We start from the raw sequence: 16,906 nt of genomic DNA, 5'->3' as shown, positions 1-16,906 counted from the left end.
TTTTTACATTGGTTTCTTCGCCCAGATCAACCCATAATCCATTTGGGTCGGAATGTTTTCGGAAGTAGGCTCTAAACCTGCTTCCGAAAACCAGCTCCGATACTCGGCCCGGCTGTAGCATCGGCCTTTGGTTCCCCAAAATAGTTGGGCCGAATAATCGTTGACCGCCAGCGGTCCATCTAACGTATCGTTCAGGAAAGCATCGTGCGCCCAGAGTTCACCACCGGGCCGAATCGCTGCGGCAAAGCGATTGGCTAACAATTGGCAGGTGGGCGTTGGCCAGTCGTGGAAGAGGCTGGCTGCCAATAGGATATCTGTCTGTGGAATCTCATCAACCAGCATATCACCCGCTGCGAACGTCACGCGGCCCTTCACACTCCCGGCGCCTGGACGGCCACTGCTGGCAAACTCGTCCAGCAATTCAGCCGCCACATCCAGTACCGCCGGTCGATCCAGTATCGTAGCGGTTGAGGTTGGATTATTCAGCAGCCATTCGAAGGTGTAATAACCCGTGCCGCCTGCTACGTCCAGCAAGTGACCTTCACGCTTCGAGAGTTTGGCGGCCACAATAGGCGAGAGATGGCGGGCACGTCCGGCCAAACCCAGCGTGAATTTTCGAGACAGTTCTGGATCGTCCATGGGGGAGGGGCCTTCGCCTTCTTTTACGAACGAAATACCTTCTGGCGCATCCAGGGGCCCATCATTTTTCAGCCGAATGGCCATCTCTACTACGCCCGGATCATCTTTCTCCAGTTCGACGTAACCCGCCAGGTTAGGCGTATGGGTTTGTGTTACGTAGCGCCCTAATTCCGTGATACGTAATCGGCCAGATTCGTCGTAGTCAAGCAACTCCATCGCACAAAGAGCCGGGAACAGTACCATCGCCGGACGTTCGTTCAATTGGAGCCGGGCGCTCAAGTCGGCTAATGAGAGGGGACCAGCGCTTAATTCCTCAAATACAGGCAGGTGGTGGACAGCCGCAATTAATAAGCGCGAGCCGAACATAGCCCGTAAATGGCGGGTAATAGGCGCAAGGTCAGGTCGAATAACGTTGAGCATTGAGTTAGTACGGTTTTGATTAGGTAAGAAAGTAAAGTGAGTGCCAAATATAGAAGCTGGTCTTTACTCTTCTGAAGAGAATTGCCAGAAGTGAGTTAAAGCGCCGACTCATTGGGTGAATATAAATATGTCGATATACTATTAGACGGCTAAAAGTCCAAAAAAATACTTGTTTATTATTATTTTAAACTTTATCTTAACCGCTCAATAAACATTCCCTGCTCATGAAAACGTCACTTTTAGTGGTTGCCTTTGTGCTGAGTACGGTATTGCAGAGTCTGGCTCAGGCCGATGAGGACGCAATTAAACGGGTGTTACGTAGTGAAACGGAAGGCTTTTTTAAGCGAGACAAAGCCGAATGGGCAAATGCCTGGGCACATACGCCTTATGTTCATTTTGCAGCCAATTTGTACGGAGGAGATTTTCTGCTCGTGAAAGGATGGAATAACCTGGAGAAACAGTTTGCCAGCCAGTTCAAAAGTTCAAAAATAACGGATAAAGTCACGGTGCAGAACGCAAACTATACCGTTCACCAAAACGGGAATATGGCATTTGTGGCGTATGACCAGACGCTGGTCGACAGCCACGGTAAAACAACGTCCAAAGAGTCGCGGACACTCGAAAAAATAAATGGACAGTGGAAAATTATCAATGTAACGGCGCTCACCAATCTGAAAAATTTTGGATTAGCGCAGAATAAATAAAAGATGGTAGGATAGAGAGCAACTCTCTTGGTAATATGTGATGCGTGTAAATTTTAAGTCCGGTCAAGTCTATGGCCGGACTTATTTGTTCGTGGTTTATAGAGCGTCTAACCGCCAAATTGTTTAGCCAGCCCTTCCAGCGTATGCAATGGCTGAACGCCCGACTGTCGCCACACAATCTTGCCGTCTTTAAACAGAATCATAGTCGGAATACTCCGAATCTGGTATTGGTTGGCGGCCGCCTGGGCTTTATCTACGTCGATTTTAACGACGCGAATCTTATCACCAACCCGCTCTGTGAGCTGTTTCAGAATGGGCGCCTGCTGTTTGCAGGGACCACACCAGTCAGCATAGAAGTCAACCAGCACAGGCTTATCGCCGTGAATGAGCTCTTTGAATGATTTTTTTGCCTGATTCATACGTAATGTGCGTTTTATTGATCTGATGTGGTTGATTTGTACCTACATAACACCGTTCGGCGGCCGACGGTTCTAGGTTTATCAGCAGCACTTTATCAAACTCACTATGCGCTTTCTATTGTTTCTGTCAACGTATTTACTGGCGATAGCGGTCTTCGGGCAAACCTCTTTTACCGAACAGCTTGCCAGACATCGTGATACGTATAAAAAAGACCTTTTAGCTTCCGGGGGCGGTCCGATTAAATTAGAAGAAGATTTGACCTATGTGCAGTTTTATGCGCCCAATTCAACGTATCGGGTAGAGGCCACGGTGGAGCTGACGCCCAGAGCAGAGCCCTTTGAAATGCCAACCTATAGCGGAGCCACCCGAACGCACGTTTCTTACGCCGTGCTGTCATTTGTGCTACGGGGTAAGCCCCAAAAATTAACCCTATACCGCAACCTGAATTTGATTCGCCGGCCGGAGTATCGCGATTATTTATTCCTGCCGTTTAAAGATGCTACATCGGGAGAGGCCAGTTATGGCGGGGGACGCTACATGGATCTGCGGATCGGCGACATAAAAAATGGTACGTTAACACTGGATTTCAATAAGGCCTACAATCCCTACTGCGCGTATAGTGAAGGCTACCCGTGCCCGATTCCGCCCAAAACGAATACACTATCGGTAGCTGTCGAAGCCGGGGAGAAGGCGTATGGGAAAACTCACTGATGGCGCCTACCAAAACGGGCGAACACCGACTAGATTGGTGTTCGCCCGTTTTGGTAAATCTTACGTAGTGAAATTACTGCTCTTCGTTGACTGGCTCGTTCATGATGGTGTGGCCCATCTTGTCGCGTTTCGTACGCAGATACCGTTCATTATGTGGATTTGACTTAATTTCTATCGGGACAGTATCCACGATCTCCAGTCCGTAGCCCATCAGACCCGCGCGTTTCTTGGGATTGTTTGAGATGAGCCGCAGCTTACGAATACCAAGATCACGCAGAATTTGCGCTCCAACACCGTAGTCGCGGGCATCCATTGGCAGACCCAGATCGAGGTTTGCCTCGACCGTATCGCGGCCCATTTCCTGAAGTTTATAGGCTTTCAGCTTATTGATCAACCCAATGCCACGCCCTTCCTGAAACATGTAAACCACAACGCCTTTTCCTTCGGCTTCGACCATTTTTAGCGATTCATGAAGCTGGGCTCCGCAATCGCAGCGGCAGGAGCCGAAAATATCGCCCGTGATGCAGGACGAGTGAACACGTACCAGGACGGGCTCATTGGGTTCCCAACTACCTTTCACGAGGGCAAGGTGTGTGTCGCCCGTGTTGCTTTGTTTGTAAGCGATGAGATCGAAATGTCCCCATTCGGTGGGCATGTCGACGCCAATTTCGCGACGAATCAGTGTTTCGGTACGTAGCCGGTATTCGATCAGATCCTGAATGCTGATCAGCTTCATACCGAAGCGATCGGCCAGCACGCGGAGTTCGGGTAGCCGGGCCATCGTGCCATCTTCATTCAGCACTTCGATCAGTACACCCGCTGGCGAAAGACCCGCCATGCGCGCCAGATCAACGGCAGCTTCGGTATGCCCGGCCCGGCGGATGACACCACCTTCCACGGCACGTAGCGGAAATATGTGCCCTGGTCGGCCCAGGTCGTCGGGCATAGTGTTTGGATCGACCAGCGCCTGAAGCGTTTTGGCGCGGTCGGAGGCTGAAATACCAGTGGTGCAACCGTTTCCGAGTAAATCGACGGATACCGTGAACGGTGTTGTATGAACGGACGTATTGCTGGTGACCATCATGTCTAGGCCCAGCGCTTCGCAACGTTCCTGTGTTAGGGGAGCGCACATGAGACCACGGCCTTCGCGCACCATGAAGTTGACCATTTCGGCCGTAACCATTTCGGCCGCGCAGATCATATCTCCCTCATTTTCCCGATCTTCATCGTCGACAACCAGCACAATTTTACCCGCTCTGATGTCGGCAATGGCTTCCTCGATACGGTCTAACCGGATGGGGGCTAATGCTGGATGATCTACATGTGAATCATCCGATGGCTCAGTATTCGCACTATTATTATTCATCTGTTTGGTTGATGCATATCAGCGGAACTATCTTTGGTATTCAATAGCCCGGTTGAGTAGAGTTCCCAATCGTTTGGACTACTCTATCAGTTACCTGAAAACTGATTTTAAGAAAGATACGTTTCGCGGGATGCGAAAATGTCTGCTCGGGCGTTTTTCAAGATATAGTAACTACTTGATTTATACGAACGATAAATTTACTCACCGTGTACATTTTACAAGTATGGCTGGCTGGAGCTGGAATGAGAATCGGTGCGCCCATTCGGCGATTACTGATTGCATGGCTCTTTGTTTGCCTGCATGCCCTTCCTTCGTTCGCTCAGACGATTGACCCCAACAACAACTACTGTAACAATTCTAATGGCGCTCTACAAGGCGAATTTACATTAGATAATATCCGGGTTTGTATTGATGACCAGATCAGGGCCACTGCTCCGTTAACCTTAGATGAGATTTCTTATATACCTGATTACAAGGGCGCTGGTATTCCTGATAATAGCTTGCAGCTAACGGGTATTTTCAAATATTCAACGGCTGGTACATATACAATACTACAAAAAAGTACAATCAATGGGGCGCTAGCTGTTAAATGCCGGACTGTTACGGTACTACCTCGTGATCCAGTTCAGTTTACAACCAAGGCATGTACTGGTAGGCAAGTTACCTTACAGGTCAATGCTGCTACGTTAGGTCAATATGACACTTATGTGGTTAGCTGGGGTGACGGGACTAATAAAGAATTAACCCGGGTTGAACTAGAAGCTAATCCACAACATGCTTATGCTGCTACATCAAATAATGTAAGAACGATAACTATAGAGGCTGTTTATGGCTCACTCAATAACGTTACATGTAGTTCGCGCAGTTCGCAGCAGGTTGCGCTGGCATCAGATATAAGCCAGCCCGTTATTCAGGCCTTGACGGCCGTTGACAACGGTACCATTACGCTTCAATATCAGGTCGGAGCAGCCTCGCCCGTGCAACTGTATCAAAAAGTAAACGGGTCTTATGTGAATACAGGTCAACAATTTACGGGGCCAGCCACGTTTACCGTTAAAACGGATGCCAAACAGGTACAGTGTTTTAAGATCATCTCGCAGGACGTTTGTGGCAGTAATTCGATTCCATCCGACGAAGTCTGTAGTGTAGTCGCTGACGCACAGGCTACCAACAAGAAAAATACGGTGAACTGGCAGGCCTATGCTGGTCCGCTAGCACAGAGTCAGTTTAAAAACTACCAGGTTATTCGCAACGATGCGCCATTGGGAGCGGCCATAGCCAGCCAGAATACCACTACGTATTCAGATACTGACGTGACCTGCGGAACGCAATATTGTTACCGGCTTGTGGCAACTATTGGGAGCAGTGCGACGGCTACCTCAACGCAAACGGTCATTACGTCGGCGCCCGCCTGCGTTACCGGAATCAGTGGCACCGTGCCCGATAATCTGGGTACTGTTGTTGTATCGGTAGAGAATAACCACCCGTCTATTGTAACGTATCTACCCACTACGGGTGTCCCCCCTAACTATACGCTGGTTGTCAGCCGTGCCGATGCCGGGTCGGCAGCTTTTACGCCGATTACTACGCTGGCCAGTCAAACATCCTATGTCGATGGAAGCGTCGATGCCTCCACAAAATCGTACTGCTATCAGGTCACGTATCAGGGCGGATGTGGGCTGGAACTACCCCCGTCACAACCCGCCTGTACGATCTTGCTAACCTCATCGTCAATCAAATCTATGGATTGGACGTCGGCCTCCCCGTTTACGCCAGACGCCGTGACCGATTATTCCGTTGAACTGATCGACTCCGTTAGTACGCGCGAAAAGAGCGTCGGCATCACAACTCATTATGACCGAAGTCCAAGTGAAGTGGTGTACAGGTATCGAATTATTGCCAAGTCGGGTAGTTACATAAGTTATTCCAATTACCAAACGTTTGAGCGGGAAGACCGCTTCACCTTACCCACTGCGTTTACGCCCAATGGCGATCAGGTAAACGATGAATTTTTGCCGAAAGGCTTGTATGCCGAACGGTTCCTGATGCATATCTACAGTCGCTGGGGCGATGTAGTCTACAGCACGACTGATAAAACAAAGGGCTGGGATGGCATGGTTAATGGATTACCGGCGAGTCCTGGACAGTATGCCTATCGTATTGAGGTCATAGACATAAGCAATCAGACGATTGTGCGCACGGGGGCGGTGTTGTTGATTCGGTAATGGCTGCCGAACGTGAGTTAGCCTATTTTTATGCGGCTACTTATCACAGGCAGGCCTGTCATTTCGTTTCCATGAAAAGGATTTCCTGATTCTGGAAACGATTAAAATTTACTTTCTGTGCGCGTTTTACGATTGTGGCTGACTGGAGTTGAAGGGATAAGCGGTTTACCAGTTCGTTGGCTGCTTATTATGTTAGGCTTTGTGTTCGCCCAACCCAGTTCGTCAGTTGCCCAGGACGCTACCAATAATTATTGTGAGAATCCACAAGGGGCCGAAGTGGGTGGATTTAAGTTGGACAAGACGAGGATATGCGTAGGAGGCACTATAGCTATTGTTGCTGGTAGTGTGCCTGCTAACCTGCTCAATGTTGGCTATGCTCGTGAGTATAGCGGTAAAGGTATCCCCGCTAATTTTGAAACAGGCCCATTTACGTATGCGAAACCAGGTTCTTACACCCTGTTGCAGGTGGGCACAATCAATGGTTCAAGAGCGCTGGCCTGCCAAACGGTAACTGTCTTACCACTCGACCCTATTTCTATTTCGCTTAAATCCTGTTCAGGCCGAACAGTTACCGTCACACCTAACGTAGCAACGTTGGGCCAGTATGATAGCTATACCATTAACTGGAACGATGGCAATATAGAAACATTCAGCAAGGCCGCTATGGAAGCTAATCCACAGCACACTTACACGGATAATGGTCCTGACACTCGAACCATAACCGTCGAAGGTGTTTACAATGGCTTGTGTAAAACACCTTCTACCCAAACGATTAAGTTAGTGCCAGCCGGGACGATACCGGCTATTACGACGCTTAAAACCGTAAGCGATAATTCAATTACATTGCAGTATCAGGCTGGTTCGGGGGCGGTGGTGCAATTGTATCAGAAAGTAAATGGCGTTTATACGGATACGGGTCAGAAAGGAACAGAGTCCGGTACGTTCACGGTTCAAACGGACGCCAGGCAGGTGCAATGCTTTCAGGTCGTCGCGCAGGATGTCTGTAGTAATTCGGGGTTGAGATCCGAGGAGGTTTGTAGTATTGTCCTGGATGTTAAGGCGGCTAATAAGAAAAATAACTTAAGCTGGACACCCTATGCGGGTACCTCATCCTCGACCAATCAATTTCGGTATTACCGGATGCTGCGCAACAATGCACCAGTAGGGGGTACCATTGTTAACAAAAATATCACTACGTATACCGACGACAATAACATCGTTTGTGGTACGCAATACTGTTACAGCATTGTGGCCACCATTGATGGAGTTGCTCAAACCGAAATCACGTCAGCCTCTGTTTGTGTGACGGGTGTCAATGGTGACCTACCCGATAACCTGGATAACATAGTGGTTTCGATTGAGAACAATCGACCAAGATTAACCGCAACGCTGCCGAAGCCAGCCACCGGCACCCTGTCCAGTTATACCCTGGCCATTGCCCGTGCCGATGGGTCATCAGGCACGTTTAATCCGATTGGCACCGTGCCGAATGACAGCATATTTATTGACAATAGCGCTAACCCTTCGGCTGGTTCTTACTGCTATCAGATAACGTACCAAGGCGTATGTGGGTTGACGTTGCCGCCATCAAAACCTGTCTGCACGGTTTTCCTCAACTCAAAAGAAAAAACCAGCCTTGACTGGACATCCGAATCGCCCTTTGTGCCGGGACCCGTTTCCGATTATACGGTGGAGGTGACCGACTCGCTGAATGGTACTAGCCAGAAAATTCCGCTCGGTACCAGTACCCATTATGACCCGCCTGCAAACGATCCAAATGCGCAAAGTGCTACGTATCGAATCATTGCTACGTCGGGTGGTAAAATCAGTTACTCGAACTTTTACACGCTTCATCGGGACTCCAAAGTTTTTATACCCGATGCGTTTACACCCAACGGCGATCAGGTAAATGACGTGTTTTTTCCAAAAGGTGTTACGGATGATCAGTTTCTGATGAATATCTACAGCCGTTGGGGGGAGGTCGTTTACAGTACGACCGACAAAACAAAGGGCTGGGATGGCACAATCAATGGCCAACCGGCGAGTTTAGGGCAGTATATGTATCGAATCGAACTAAAGGACACGACCGGTCAGAAAACGGTTCGTACCGGGGCGGTATTATTAATACGATGAGGTAGTCGGTAGTCGTCGGTCGATAGCTGCCAGTTGAACGGATTGCTGTTCAGCTTATAACTTTTTTAATCCATCCTCCCATTGCTTAAAGGCCTGTTGGTACGTCTTGTAACGTGTCAGATCGGGCTCGAACGTATCACCAAATTTGACGCGTTCGGCGGCTTCGTCCAGTGTTTTTACAATGCCTGCCGCTTTCATCGTCAGCAAAATAGCACCCATTGAACCGCTTTCGTTACTCGCGTTGAGACGTACCGGAATGCCGGCCATATCGGCCAGCATCTGCACCCAGAAGGTCGATTGAGCAAAGCCGCCATTGGCATGAATTACCCGTGCCGGGCCTGTGTGTTCAGTCAAGAGCCCATTGATACTAAGCAGGTTAAACAAGACGCCTTCTAAAGCGGCCCGTACGAAGTGCGCCCGCGTGTGCTGCCAGTCTACGTGTAGGTAAGCGCCACGCACGGAGGCATCCCACAAAGGGGCGCGTTCGCCCTGAAGATAGGGAAGGAACAATAATCCGTCGGAGCCGGGCGGAATGGTAGCGGCTTCGGTTAATACGGTTTCGGTATCCTGTTGGGTTAGTTTTTCAGAAACCCATTCCAGTACATTGCCGCCATTGTTGGTTGGGCCGCCCACAACGTAGTAGCCTTCATCCAGAAAATAGCAGAAAAGCCGTACCTGTGCATCGCGTAGCGGTTTTCGGACGGTTTGCCGAATGGCACCACTTGTGCCGATCGTCAACGTAGCCGTACCGGGTTTGATAGCCCCCGCACCGAGGTTAGCCAGACAGCCATCTGATGCACCAATGACCAGCGACACGCCTGCCGGTAAGCCGGTTCCAGCTGCTTCGGAACGAGGTTTGTAAGGTCGCTGGTACGTTGTAGGAACGGGTGTTGACAGTTGATTGGGACGGACACCGGCATAGTCCATAGCCAGTTTGCTCCACTGACGCTTACTCTCGTTAAATAGCCCTGTTGCGGTGGCAATGGAGTAATCAATCTCGAATTCGCCGGTGAGTTTATGCCACAAATACTCCTTAATGGACCCAAAGTAAGCCGTTCGACGTAGTAAGCGTGGGTCGTGTTCGCGCATCCAGGCCAATTTGCAAAGCGGGATCATGGGGTGGAGGGGTGTGCCGGTTTCTTTGTAAATGGCTTTCCCCAAATCAGCCTGCTTAGTGCGGAGGTTATTTGCCTCGGCTTCGGCGCGATTGTCGGACCACAGAATGGCGTTGCCAAGTGGCGTTCCATCTGCGTTCATGGGCAGTAGGCTGTGCATGGCCGTGCAGAACGCTACGTGCGTGATGGTATGCCCGGCGTTGGTCAGTTCGCGGTTTACTTCGGCCATGACCTGCACAAAGGCCAGCCAGATTTCTGCCGGGTCCTGTTCGGCGTAGCCTGGTTCAGGATTGAGGGTCGTAACCGGAGCGGATGCATGGGCCAGAATCTCACTTAAATCGTCTGGCATAGCCAGGGCTTTTACGTTGGTCGTGCCGACATCAACGCCAACGAAACAATTCATAGAATTAGACGTAAAAAGGAATTGTAACACAGAGTACACGAAGGTGCACAGAGGAGAAATAAAATCTCTGTGAATCTTTGTGCGACCTCTGTGTTACAATCCATAAAATGTCACAGCGTTTTCACCGAATACCTTCGCTCGAACCTCGTCACCCCAGGGAGCAACGTATTCTTCAACCAGTGTTTTGACCTGTGTATAATCCGCAGCCACCAGGCAAACGGGCCAGTCGGAGCCGAACATAAGCCGATCTGGACCGAAACTCTCGAATACTACGTCCAGATACGGGAAGAAATCCTTTTTGCTCCAGTTCTCCCAGTCGGCCTCGGTAACCATGCCGGAGAGTTTGCACGATACGTTAGGTTGTTTGGCGATCTCGACCATGAAATTCGACCACCGGCTGATTTCCTGTTTCTTGATATACGGCTTAGCCAAATGGTCGATCACGAAGTTAACTTCGGGCACAGCGCGTACCAGATGCAGCGCGGCCTTGAGCTGGCTAGGATAGATCAGAATGTCGTATGTCAAACCAAAATCGGCCAACGTGCGAATACCTTCCACAACCGCAGGACGTGTCAGGAAATCGTCGGGTTCGCCCTGCGCTACGTGTCGATATCCCTTAATGTCGGGATATTGAGAGAAGAATTCCAGCCGTTCAGCTAACGTAGCGGATTGCAAATCGACCCAGCCCACCACGCCTTTGATAATGTCGTAGGTTCGGGCCATATTCATCAGGAACAACGTTTCTTCTTCCGACTGCGAAGCCTGCACCGCCACACAGCCGTCTATACCGTTTTCGACCAGAACGGGCTCCAGATCGGCGGGTAAAAAGTCGCGTCGGATGATGGCCATATCGTCCGTAATCCAGCTATCACGAACGGGATCAAAGTGCCAGAAATGTTGGTGTGCGTCGATGGTCATAATTTTTTGAGTGAAAATTGCAGAGTGAAGAATAGTTTTTGTGCCAACCTTATTCTTCACTCTGCAATTTTCATTCTTAATTAAAAGAAACGGCCGTCTGTTTCTGTTCGCCTAAGCCCTCGATGCCGAGTTCTACTACGTCGCCGGGCTTGAGGAAACGTTGTGGTTTCAGGCCCATGCCGACGCCCGCTGGAGTGCCGGTAGAAATCACGTCGCCGGGTAACAGGGTCATGAACTGGCTGATGTAACTGACGATGGTCGGCACATCGAAAATCATATCGTCGGTATTGGAATTCTGAAGCGCTTCGCCGTTGATGTTGAGCCAGAGGTTCAGTGAGTTAGGGTTCGGTACGTCGTCTTTCGTGACCAGATAGGGCCCCAATGGCGCGAACGTATCGGCACTTTTACCTTTCACCCACTGACCGCCCCGCTCTAACTGCCAGGCCCGTTCGCTGTAATCATTATGCAGGGCATATCCGGCGATATGGTCCATCGCCTGATCCAGTTCAACGTAACTGGCCTTCTTCCCGATGATGATCGCCAACTCAACTTCCCAATCCGTTTTTTCGGAACGTTTCGGAATTACTACGTTGTCGTTGGGTCCACAGAGTGCCGTGGTCGCTTTGAAAAACAGAATCGGTTCGGCGGGCGATGCGGCTCCGGTTTCGGCCGCGTGTTTGGCGTAGTTCAGACCAATGCATATGAGTTTAGATGGCCGTTTGACGCAGGGACCGAAGCGTTCGTCTGCCGAAACTTCGGGGCAGGTGTGGGCATGGGCCGTGAGCCAGTGCGCCAGCCGCTCGGTGCCATTGCTGGCAAAAAATGATTCATCGTAATCCTCACCAAAGTGTGTTACGTCGATGTGTTGGCCGGTGGGTAATACTACGCCGGGATGTTCATGGTCGGGGGAGCCGAATCGAAATAGTTTCATGCGGAACTAGCTAGACTTTGAAAGAAAAGCAGACTAGGGCGCAAGTTTAACCATTCTATGGCAAATGTAAGCGGATGGGCTCGTAGGAATCACTGCAGGAAAATACAAATCTGATTATACATTCTTTATAGTAACGCTACGTCTGTCCTGTCTTTTTATTCAACAAATACGGGCGCTGACTTGATAGGTCCCGATCCTATTGCGAAAAAGGCCATGCAGATTTTCGCGGCCAATTCTATCAAACTGCCCAATGCTGCTGAAAGTTGTAAATAAGAGAATGTTTCGCTTACCATGCCAAACCTGATTGGTTTCGTTAACCGGTCGGGTTTGGCATACTTGCTTATTCCAACATGCGTATCATCAAATGACAGCTCTTGAGGAACTTCGCCAGGCTCCTAATCTTCCGCGAGTTATTAGACAAGCTTGAACAGGCATGGAAAGATAAACAGCGTCGTCGCCATGAATTCTGGGCGGATGCTGATGAAGGTATAAAAGCTGAATTTATTCTGGGGAAGTGATTTACCATTCTCCGGTATACGGCCGTCAGTGGAAGGCTTCAACCCGCATCATTCGATATTTGATCCCCTTCGTTTATGATAACAAATTAGGTGAAGTTGGATACGAAAAAGTAATGGTTCGCTTAACCCGTAATGACTACGAGCCAGACATTTGCTTCTGGGATGCTGAAACAGCCGCTAAGTTTGGGCAAAAGCAATCCGCGTTTCCACCTCCCTGTTTTGCCGTAGAAATCTTATCCGAAAGTACAAGAGAGCGTGACTGGATCGCCAGCCCGGTAGGCATTAAAATGACGGATTATGCCCTGCACGGTATTCGGGAGTATCGGATTGTCGATACCGAGCACGAAACAATTGAGCAGTATTTATTAGAAGGTAATATTTTTGTTCTGGCTCAGAAATTGAAAGATGGTACGCTGGAATCTGAGGTGATTGCAGGGTTTAGAATTGGGGTGAAAGCTGTTTTTGAGGAGTAAGTTTCAACATAAAATGGGGCCACGATTGAAAACCGTGGCCCGTTCAAATCGAGTAAAACTTACGCGTTCAGTCTTGTGAAGCCGCCATCCAGCGGGTAGTCGCAGCCGGTAACGAATCCGGCTTCGTCGGAGCAGAGATAGAGAGCCAGCGCGCCAACTTCTTCCGGCTCGGCCATACGACCAATGGGTTGAGTTTTTGACAGTTTCTCGAACATTTCGGCTTCTTTACCTGGATAATTTTTGGCCAGAAATCCGTCCACGAAGGGCGTATGCACCCGAGCAGGCGAGATACAATTGCAGCGTATCTTGTCTTTCAGATAATCCTTCGCTACCGACAGTGTCATGGTTAGCACAGCCCCTTTGCTCATCGAATAAGCAAAGCGATCGGAGAGGCCCAACGTAGCGGCCACGGAGGCCATGTTGAGAATGACGCCCCCGCCGTTGGCTTTCAAGTGGGGAATCGTCGCGTACAGACAGTTGTAAACTCCTTTTACGTTGATCCGGAAAATCCGGTCGAAGTCGGCTTCGGTTGTGGTCTCGACCGTGCCAATGTGCGATACCCCCGCGTTGTTCACCAAAATGTGAATGGGTCCCGAAGCGGCAATCTGGTTGATAACGGCTATCGTCTGCTCCTGATTGGATACGTCGACCGCGTGGCCCGTGGCCTGGCCGCCCGACTGGTTGATGCCATCGGCAGCCTGCTCGGCCTGCTCACTGTTGAGGTCAAGAATATGGACTGATGCCCCTGCCTGTGCGAACGCCTTTGTAATTGCCAGCCCGATGCCGCTGGCTCCCCCGGTGACGAGGGCCGTTTTGTTTTTGAGTGAGAACATAAAGAGTGAAAGAGTGCAAGAGCGAATGAGTGGCCGGTGCGTCAATATTCGCTCTTGCACTCTTTCGCTCTTTCGCCATTTTAAAGAGAAACACCCCGTTTCCAGGGAATGAAATCGTCCTGTCCTAGCCGTTCGGCCTGGGTTATTACGTCGCCCGATGCCAGCTTGATGATGTATTCCAGCAGGGCGTCGGCGTTTTGTTCGATGCTTTGTTCGCCGTCGATGATCGGGCCACTGTCGAAGTCGATTACGTCGGGCATTCGGTTTTTAAGGATTGTGTTTGTCGATACTTTAACGACCGGGCTAACGGGATTTCCGGTGGGCGTACCCAGGCCGGTGGTGAACAGAATCACATTGGTACCCGAACCTGCCATACCCGTTGTCGCTTCGACGTCGTTGCCAGGCGTGCATAACAGGCTTAATCCGGGCGTAACGGCAGGTTCAGCGTAATCCAGTACGTCGGCAACGGGTGCTGTGCCACCTTTTTTAGCCGCTCCTGCCGATTTAATGGCATCGGTAATGAGGCCGTCTTTGATGTTGCCCGGCGACGGATTCATGTCGAAGCCCGAGCCAGCCGCTTCAGCCTGCGCCGAATAATCACTCATCAACGTAATAAATTTCTGCGCTTTGGCCGTATCGGCGGTGCGGTTAATGAGTTCCTGCTCTACGCCATTAAGTTCGGGGAATTCCGCCAGTACGGTCTTGCCACCTAATGTAACGATCGTGTCTGACAAATGGCCCAGAACGGGATTGGCCGAAATGCCCGAAAATCCATCGGAACCCCCGCACTTCAGACCAACAGTTAAGGCACTTAGCGGAGCCGGTCGGCGTTCGAGTTTATTGATCTCAATTAAGCCTAAAAACGTTTCTTTCACTGCCTGCGCCATCAGCGCATATTCGGTGCCAGCTTGCTGCTCAAATATCAGAAGTGGTTTATCGAACTTTGGATTTTGCCGTTTAATTTCAGTGGCTATTGTATCGGCCTGCAAGTGCTGACAACCCAGACTCAATACCGTTGCTCCCGCTACGTTCGGGTTATTGATAAATCCGGCCAGCAATGAGCCCAGATAAGCCGAGTCCTGACGAGTGCCACCACAGCCCATCTCGTGGGTCAAAAACTTGATACCGTCTATATTCTTAAAAGGTCGGTTCGCCGATTGATTTAGGTGCGTCAGGGTTTGATTCTGTGACTCATCGACAAACGGCTGCATCTTTTTGATGTGGGTCATGTCACCTGCCTTATATAGACTTAGCAATTCATGAACCTGCTCGCGATAGGTTTCGGGTTGCGAGTAGCCGAGTTCGCGCTCAAAGGCATCTTTCAAAATCAGTACGTTCCGATTTTCGCAGAAAACCAGCGGTACAACGAGCCAGTAATTCCGGGTTCCCACGCTGCCATCCGCGCGGTGAAAGCCCATAAATGTGCGGTTCTGCCAGAGCGAAACGTCGGGCGGTTGCCAGGAATACGGCTGTTTTTTATCCAGACCGTAGCGGTCTGCGTCATGCTTCAAATTAAACGTAGTGATAGGTTCCCCCCGGCGAATGGGCTGGGTAGCTTTGCCAACCAGTACCCCGTACATGGTAATTGGATCGCCGGGCTGGCGGTCTTCGGTCACGAATTTATGCTTGGCCCCAACGGCGTAGGGCAACTCGTAGGTATCATTCTCAAACTCAATCCGCTCCCCCGCCGACAGGTTGCGAAGGGCAACAATGACGTTATCGGCAGGATGAACTTTTAACACACGGGCAGCCATCAGTGAATGGGTTGTTTAAGTACTAAAGAAAGCATCAGGCCGAAATATACCACCCTTTCTTAAAAAACTTTACCCCGCTCTGTTGCGAATGTGACCGCCAATTCCAAGTTTTGAAGTTCCAATTCCTACCCTGCTCATGCCTCCACCGTTGTCCGCTAACCAAACCGGCTTTCCCGCCGGACGATTGATGTCTGTGGACGTCTACCGGGGCTTCGTCATGTTTTTGATGGCGGCCGAGATTCTACAGTTTGATCATTTGCACGAGTCTTTCCCGGACAGTGGATTCTGGGCATTTCTGGCTCACCACCAGAGCCACGTTGCCTGGGCGGGCTGCTCGTTACATGACCTGATTCAGCCATCGTTTTCGTTTCTGGTCGGCGTAGCGTTGCCCTATTCAATGGCTAGCCGGGTAACGCTGGGTCACTCCTTCGGACAACAGTTTGGCCGGGCACTTCGCCGGTCGCTGATTCTGATTTTGCTCGGTATTTTTCTCCGTTCCACCCACGCTGAGCAAACGAACTTTACCTTTGAGGATACACTCACCCAAATTGGTCTGGGTTATCCATTCCTGTTTTTGATAGGGCAAACGAAGCCCCGAACCACCTGGATTGCGTTCGGGCTGATCCTGTTCGTGTATTGGCTGGCGTTCGTGCTCTATCCGACTCCAGGACTCGATTTTGACTACAGCGCGGTGAATGTTCCGGCTGACTGGCCTGAGATGTATACCGGCTTAATGGCGCATTTTAATAAAAACAGCAACCTCGCCTGGGCATTCGATACGTGGTTCCTGAACCTGTTTCCACGCACCAAGCCGTTCCTGTTTAATGGGGGCGGCTACACGACGCTTAGTTTCATTCCTACGTTGGGAACCATGCTTTTAGGCTTGCAGGCGGGTCGGGTGCTACGTTCCGGAGAGACACATCGGGCGATGTTGACCTGGTTTCTAGTTGCAGGAGCCATTGGGCTGGCCAGTGGTGTTTTGCTTCATGTTTCAGGGATTTGTCCCGTAGTCAAACGTATCTGGACACCGGCCTGGGTGCTGTTCAGTGGAGGCTGGTGTTTCTGGCTGCTCGCTTTTTTTTACTACGTTGTCGACGTAACGGGGCGACGTGGCTGGGCATTTCCGCTGGTCGTTGTCGGGATGAATTCCATCGCAATCTATTGTCTGGTGCATCTTATTGATCGTTTCATTGTTACGTCTCTTTATACTCATTTTGGCCACGGCCCTTTTCAAGTACTTGGCCCGGCTTATGAGCAGTTGCTCATTGGCATCGTGACGCTGGGCGTTTTTTACCTTATTCTTCGGTGGATGTACAACCGAAAACTTTTTATCCGGATTTAAT

The 16,906-nt window shown here is 50.3% G+C and carries 14 protein-coding genes; 6 read left to right on the top strand and 8 right to left on the bottom strand.

The genetic code is table 11. The features are described 5' to 3' along the window. Window positions 1-3: 3 nt before the first annotated feature. Window positions 4-1,059 (bottom strand): methyltransferase, encoded by a 1,056-nt coding sequence (locus tag BM202_RS14395; protein WP_093827169.1) that lies wholly within the window; start codon window positions 1,057-1,059, stop codon window positions 4-6. Window positions 1,060-1,283: 224 nt separating this feature from the next. Here BM202_RS14395 and BM202_RS14390 point away from each other — a divergent pair, with 224 nt between their 5' ends. Next, the gene (locus BM202_RS14390; protein WP_093827167.1) at window positions 1,284-1,763 is read left to right on the top strand and encodes a Cif family virulence factor; all 480 of its coding nucleotides are present in this window, start codon (window positions 1,284-1,286) and stop codon (window positions 1,761-1,763) included. Window positions 1,764-1,870: 107 nt separating this feature from the next. On the opposite strand, the gene trxA is transcribed toward BM202_RS14390, so the two are convergent. Continuing rightward, on the bottom strand, window positions 1,871-2,200 hold the full coding sequence (trxA, locus tag BM202_RS14385) for a thioredoxin (protein ID WP_262507679.1): 330 nt from the start codon (window positions 2,198-2,200) through the stop codon (window positions 1,871-1,873). An 88-nt stretch (window positions 2,201-2,288) separates the two neighbouring features. Here trxA and BM202_RS14380 point away from each other — a divergent pair, with 88 nt between their 5' ends. Continuing rightward, window positions 2,289-2,894, top strand: coding sequence for a DUF1684 domain-containing protein (locus BM202_RS14380; RefSeq protein ID WP_093827163.1), 606 nt, complete (start codon window positions 2,289-2,291; stop codon window positions 2,892-2,894). A 73-nt stretch (window positions 2,895-2,967) separates the two neighbouring features. Here BM202_RS14380 and BM202_RS14375 read toward each other — a convergent pair whose 3' ends face one another. Next, window positions 2,968-4,260 (bottom strand): bifunctional 3,4-dihydroxy-2-butanone-4-phosphate synthase/GTP cyclohydrolase II, encoded by a 1,293-nt coding sequence (locus BM202_RS14375; RefSeq protein ID WP_093827161.1) that lies wholly within the window; start codon window positions 4,258-4,260, stop codon window positions 2,968-2,970. Between the two features lie 206 nt (window positions 4,261-4,466). Between BM202_RS14375 and BM202_RS14370 the strand changes: the two genes are divergently transcribed. Both BM202_RS14370 and BM202_RS14365 read left to right on the top strand, forming a co-directional pair. Then, entirely contained in the window at window positions 4,467-6,485 is a 2,019-nt protein-coding gene (locus tag BM202_RS14370; RefSeq protein ID WP_093827159.1) for a T9SS type B sorting domain-containing protein, read from the top strand. A gap of 117 nt (window positions 6,486-6,602) precedes the next feature. Next, the gene (locus BM202_RS14365; protein WP_143100692.1) at window positions 6,603-8,618 is read left to right on the top strand and encodes a T9SS type B sorting domain-containing protein; all 2,016 of its coding nucleotides are present in this window, start codon (window positions 6,603-6,605) and stop codon (window positions 8,616-8,618) included. Between the two features lie 54 nt (window positions 8,619-8,672). Here the strand turns inward: BM202_RS14365 and BM202_RS14360 are convergent, their stop codons facing one another. From BM202_RS14360 to BM202_RS14350, 3 genes are all read right to left on the bottom strand, one after another. Then, window positions 8,673-10,136 carry a gluconokinase gene (locus BM202_RS14360; RefSeq protein WP_093827155.1) on the bottom strand — a complete coding sequence of 488 codons (1,464 nt, stop codon included), beginning with the start codon at window positions 10,134-10,136 and terminating at the stop codon, window positions 8,673-8,675. Between the two features lie 93 nt (window positions 10,137-10,229). Beyond that, the gene (locus tag BM202_RS14355) at window positions 10,230-11,054 is read right to left on the bottom strand and encodes an amidohydrolase family protein (protein ID WP_093827153.1); all 825 of its coding nucleotides are present in this window, start codon (window positions 11,052-11,054) and stop codon (window positions 10,230-10,232) included. A gap of 76 nt (window positions 11,055-11,130) precedes the next feature. Continuing rightward, complete coding sequence (locus BM202_RS14350; protein WP_093827151.1) at window positions 11,131-11,985, bottom strand: fumarylacetoacetate hydrolase family protein; 855 nt, start codon at window positions 11,983-11,985, stop codon at window positions 11,131-11,133. A 514-nt stretch (window positions 11,986-12,499) separates the two neighbouring features. On the opposite strand from BM202_RS14350, the gene BM202_RS14345 reads away from it, so the two are divergent. Then, on the top strand, window positions 12,500-12,976 hold the full coding sequence (locus BM202_RS14345; protein WP_177236582.1) for a Uma2 family endonuclease: 477 nt from the start codon (window positions 12,500-12,502) through the stop codon (window positions 12,974-12,976). 59 nt (window positions 12,977-13,035) lie between these two features. Here the strand turns inward: BM202_RS14345 and BM202_RS14340 are convergent, their stop codons facing one another. Then, complete coding sequence (locus BM202_RS14340) at window positions 13,036-13,809, bottom strand: SDR family NAD(P)-dependent oxidoreductase (RefSeq protein WP_093827147.1); 774 nt, start codon at window positions 13,807-13,809, stop codon at window positions 13,036-13,038. An 80-nt stretch (window positions 13,810-13,889) separates the two neighbouring features. Beyond that, the gene (locus BM202_RS14335) at window positions 13,890-15,563 is read right to left on the bottom strand and encodes a UxaA family hydrolase (RefSeq protein ID WP_093827145.1); all 1,674 of its coding nucleotides are present in this window, start codon (window positions 15,561-15,563) and stop codon (window positions 13,890-13,892) included. 136 nt (window positions 15,564-15,699) lie between these two features. On the opposite strand from BM202_RS14335, the gene BM202_RS37230 reads away from it, so the two are divergent. Next, on the top strand, window positions 15,700-16,905 hold the full coding sequence (locus BM202_RS37230) for an acyltransferase family protein (RefSeq protein ID WP_245776667.1): 1,206 nt from the start codon (window positions 15,700-15,702) through the stop codon (window positions 16,903-16,905). The last annotated feature ends 1 nt before the right edge of the window (window position 16,906 follow it).

It is taken from the genome of Spirosoma endophyticum (genome assembly GCF_900112365.1).
GTDB lineage: Bacteria > Bacteroidota > Bacteroidia > Cytophagales > Spirosomataceae > Spirosoma > Spirosoma endophyticum.
The sequence above is the reverse complement of the archived record's forward strand: the minus strand, read 5'-3'. Positions and strand labels throughout refer to the sequence as shown.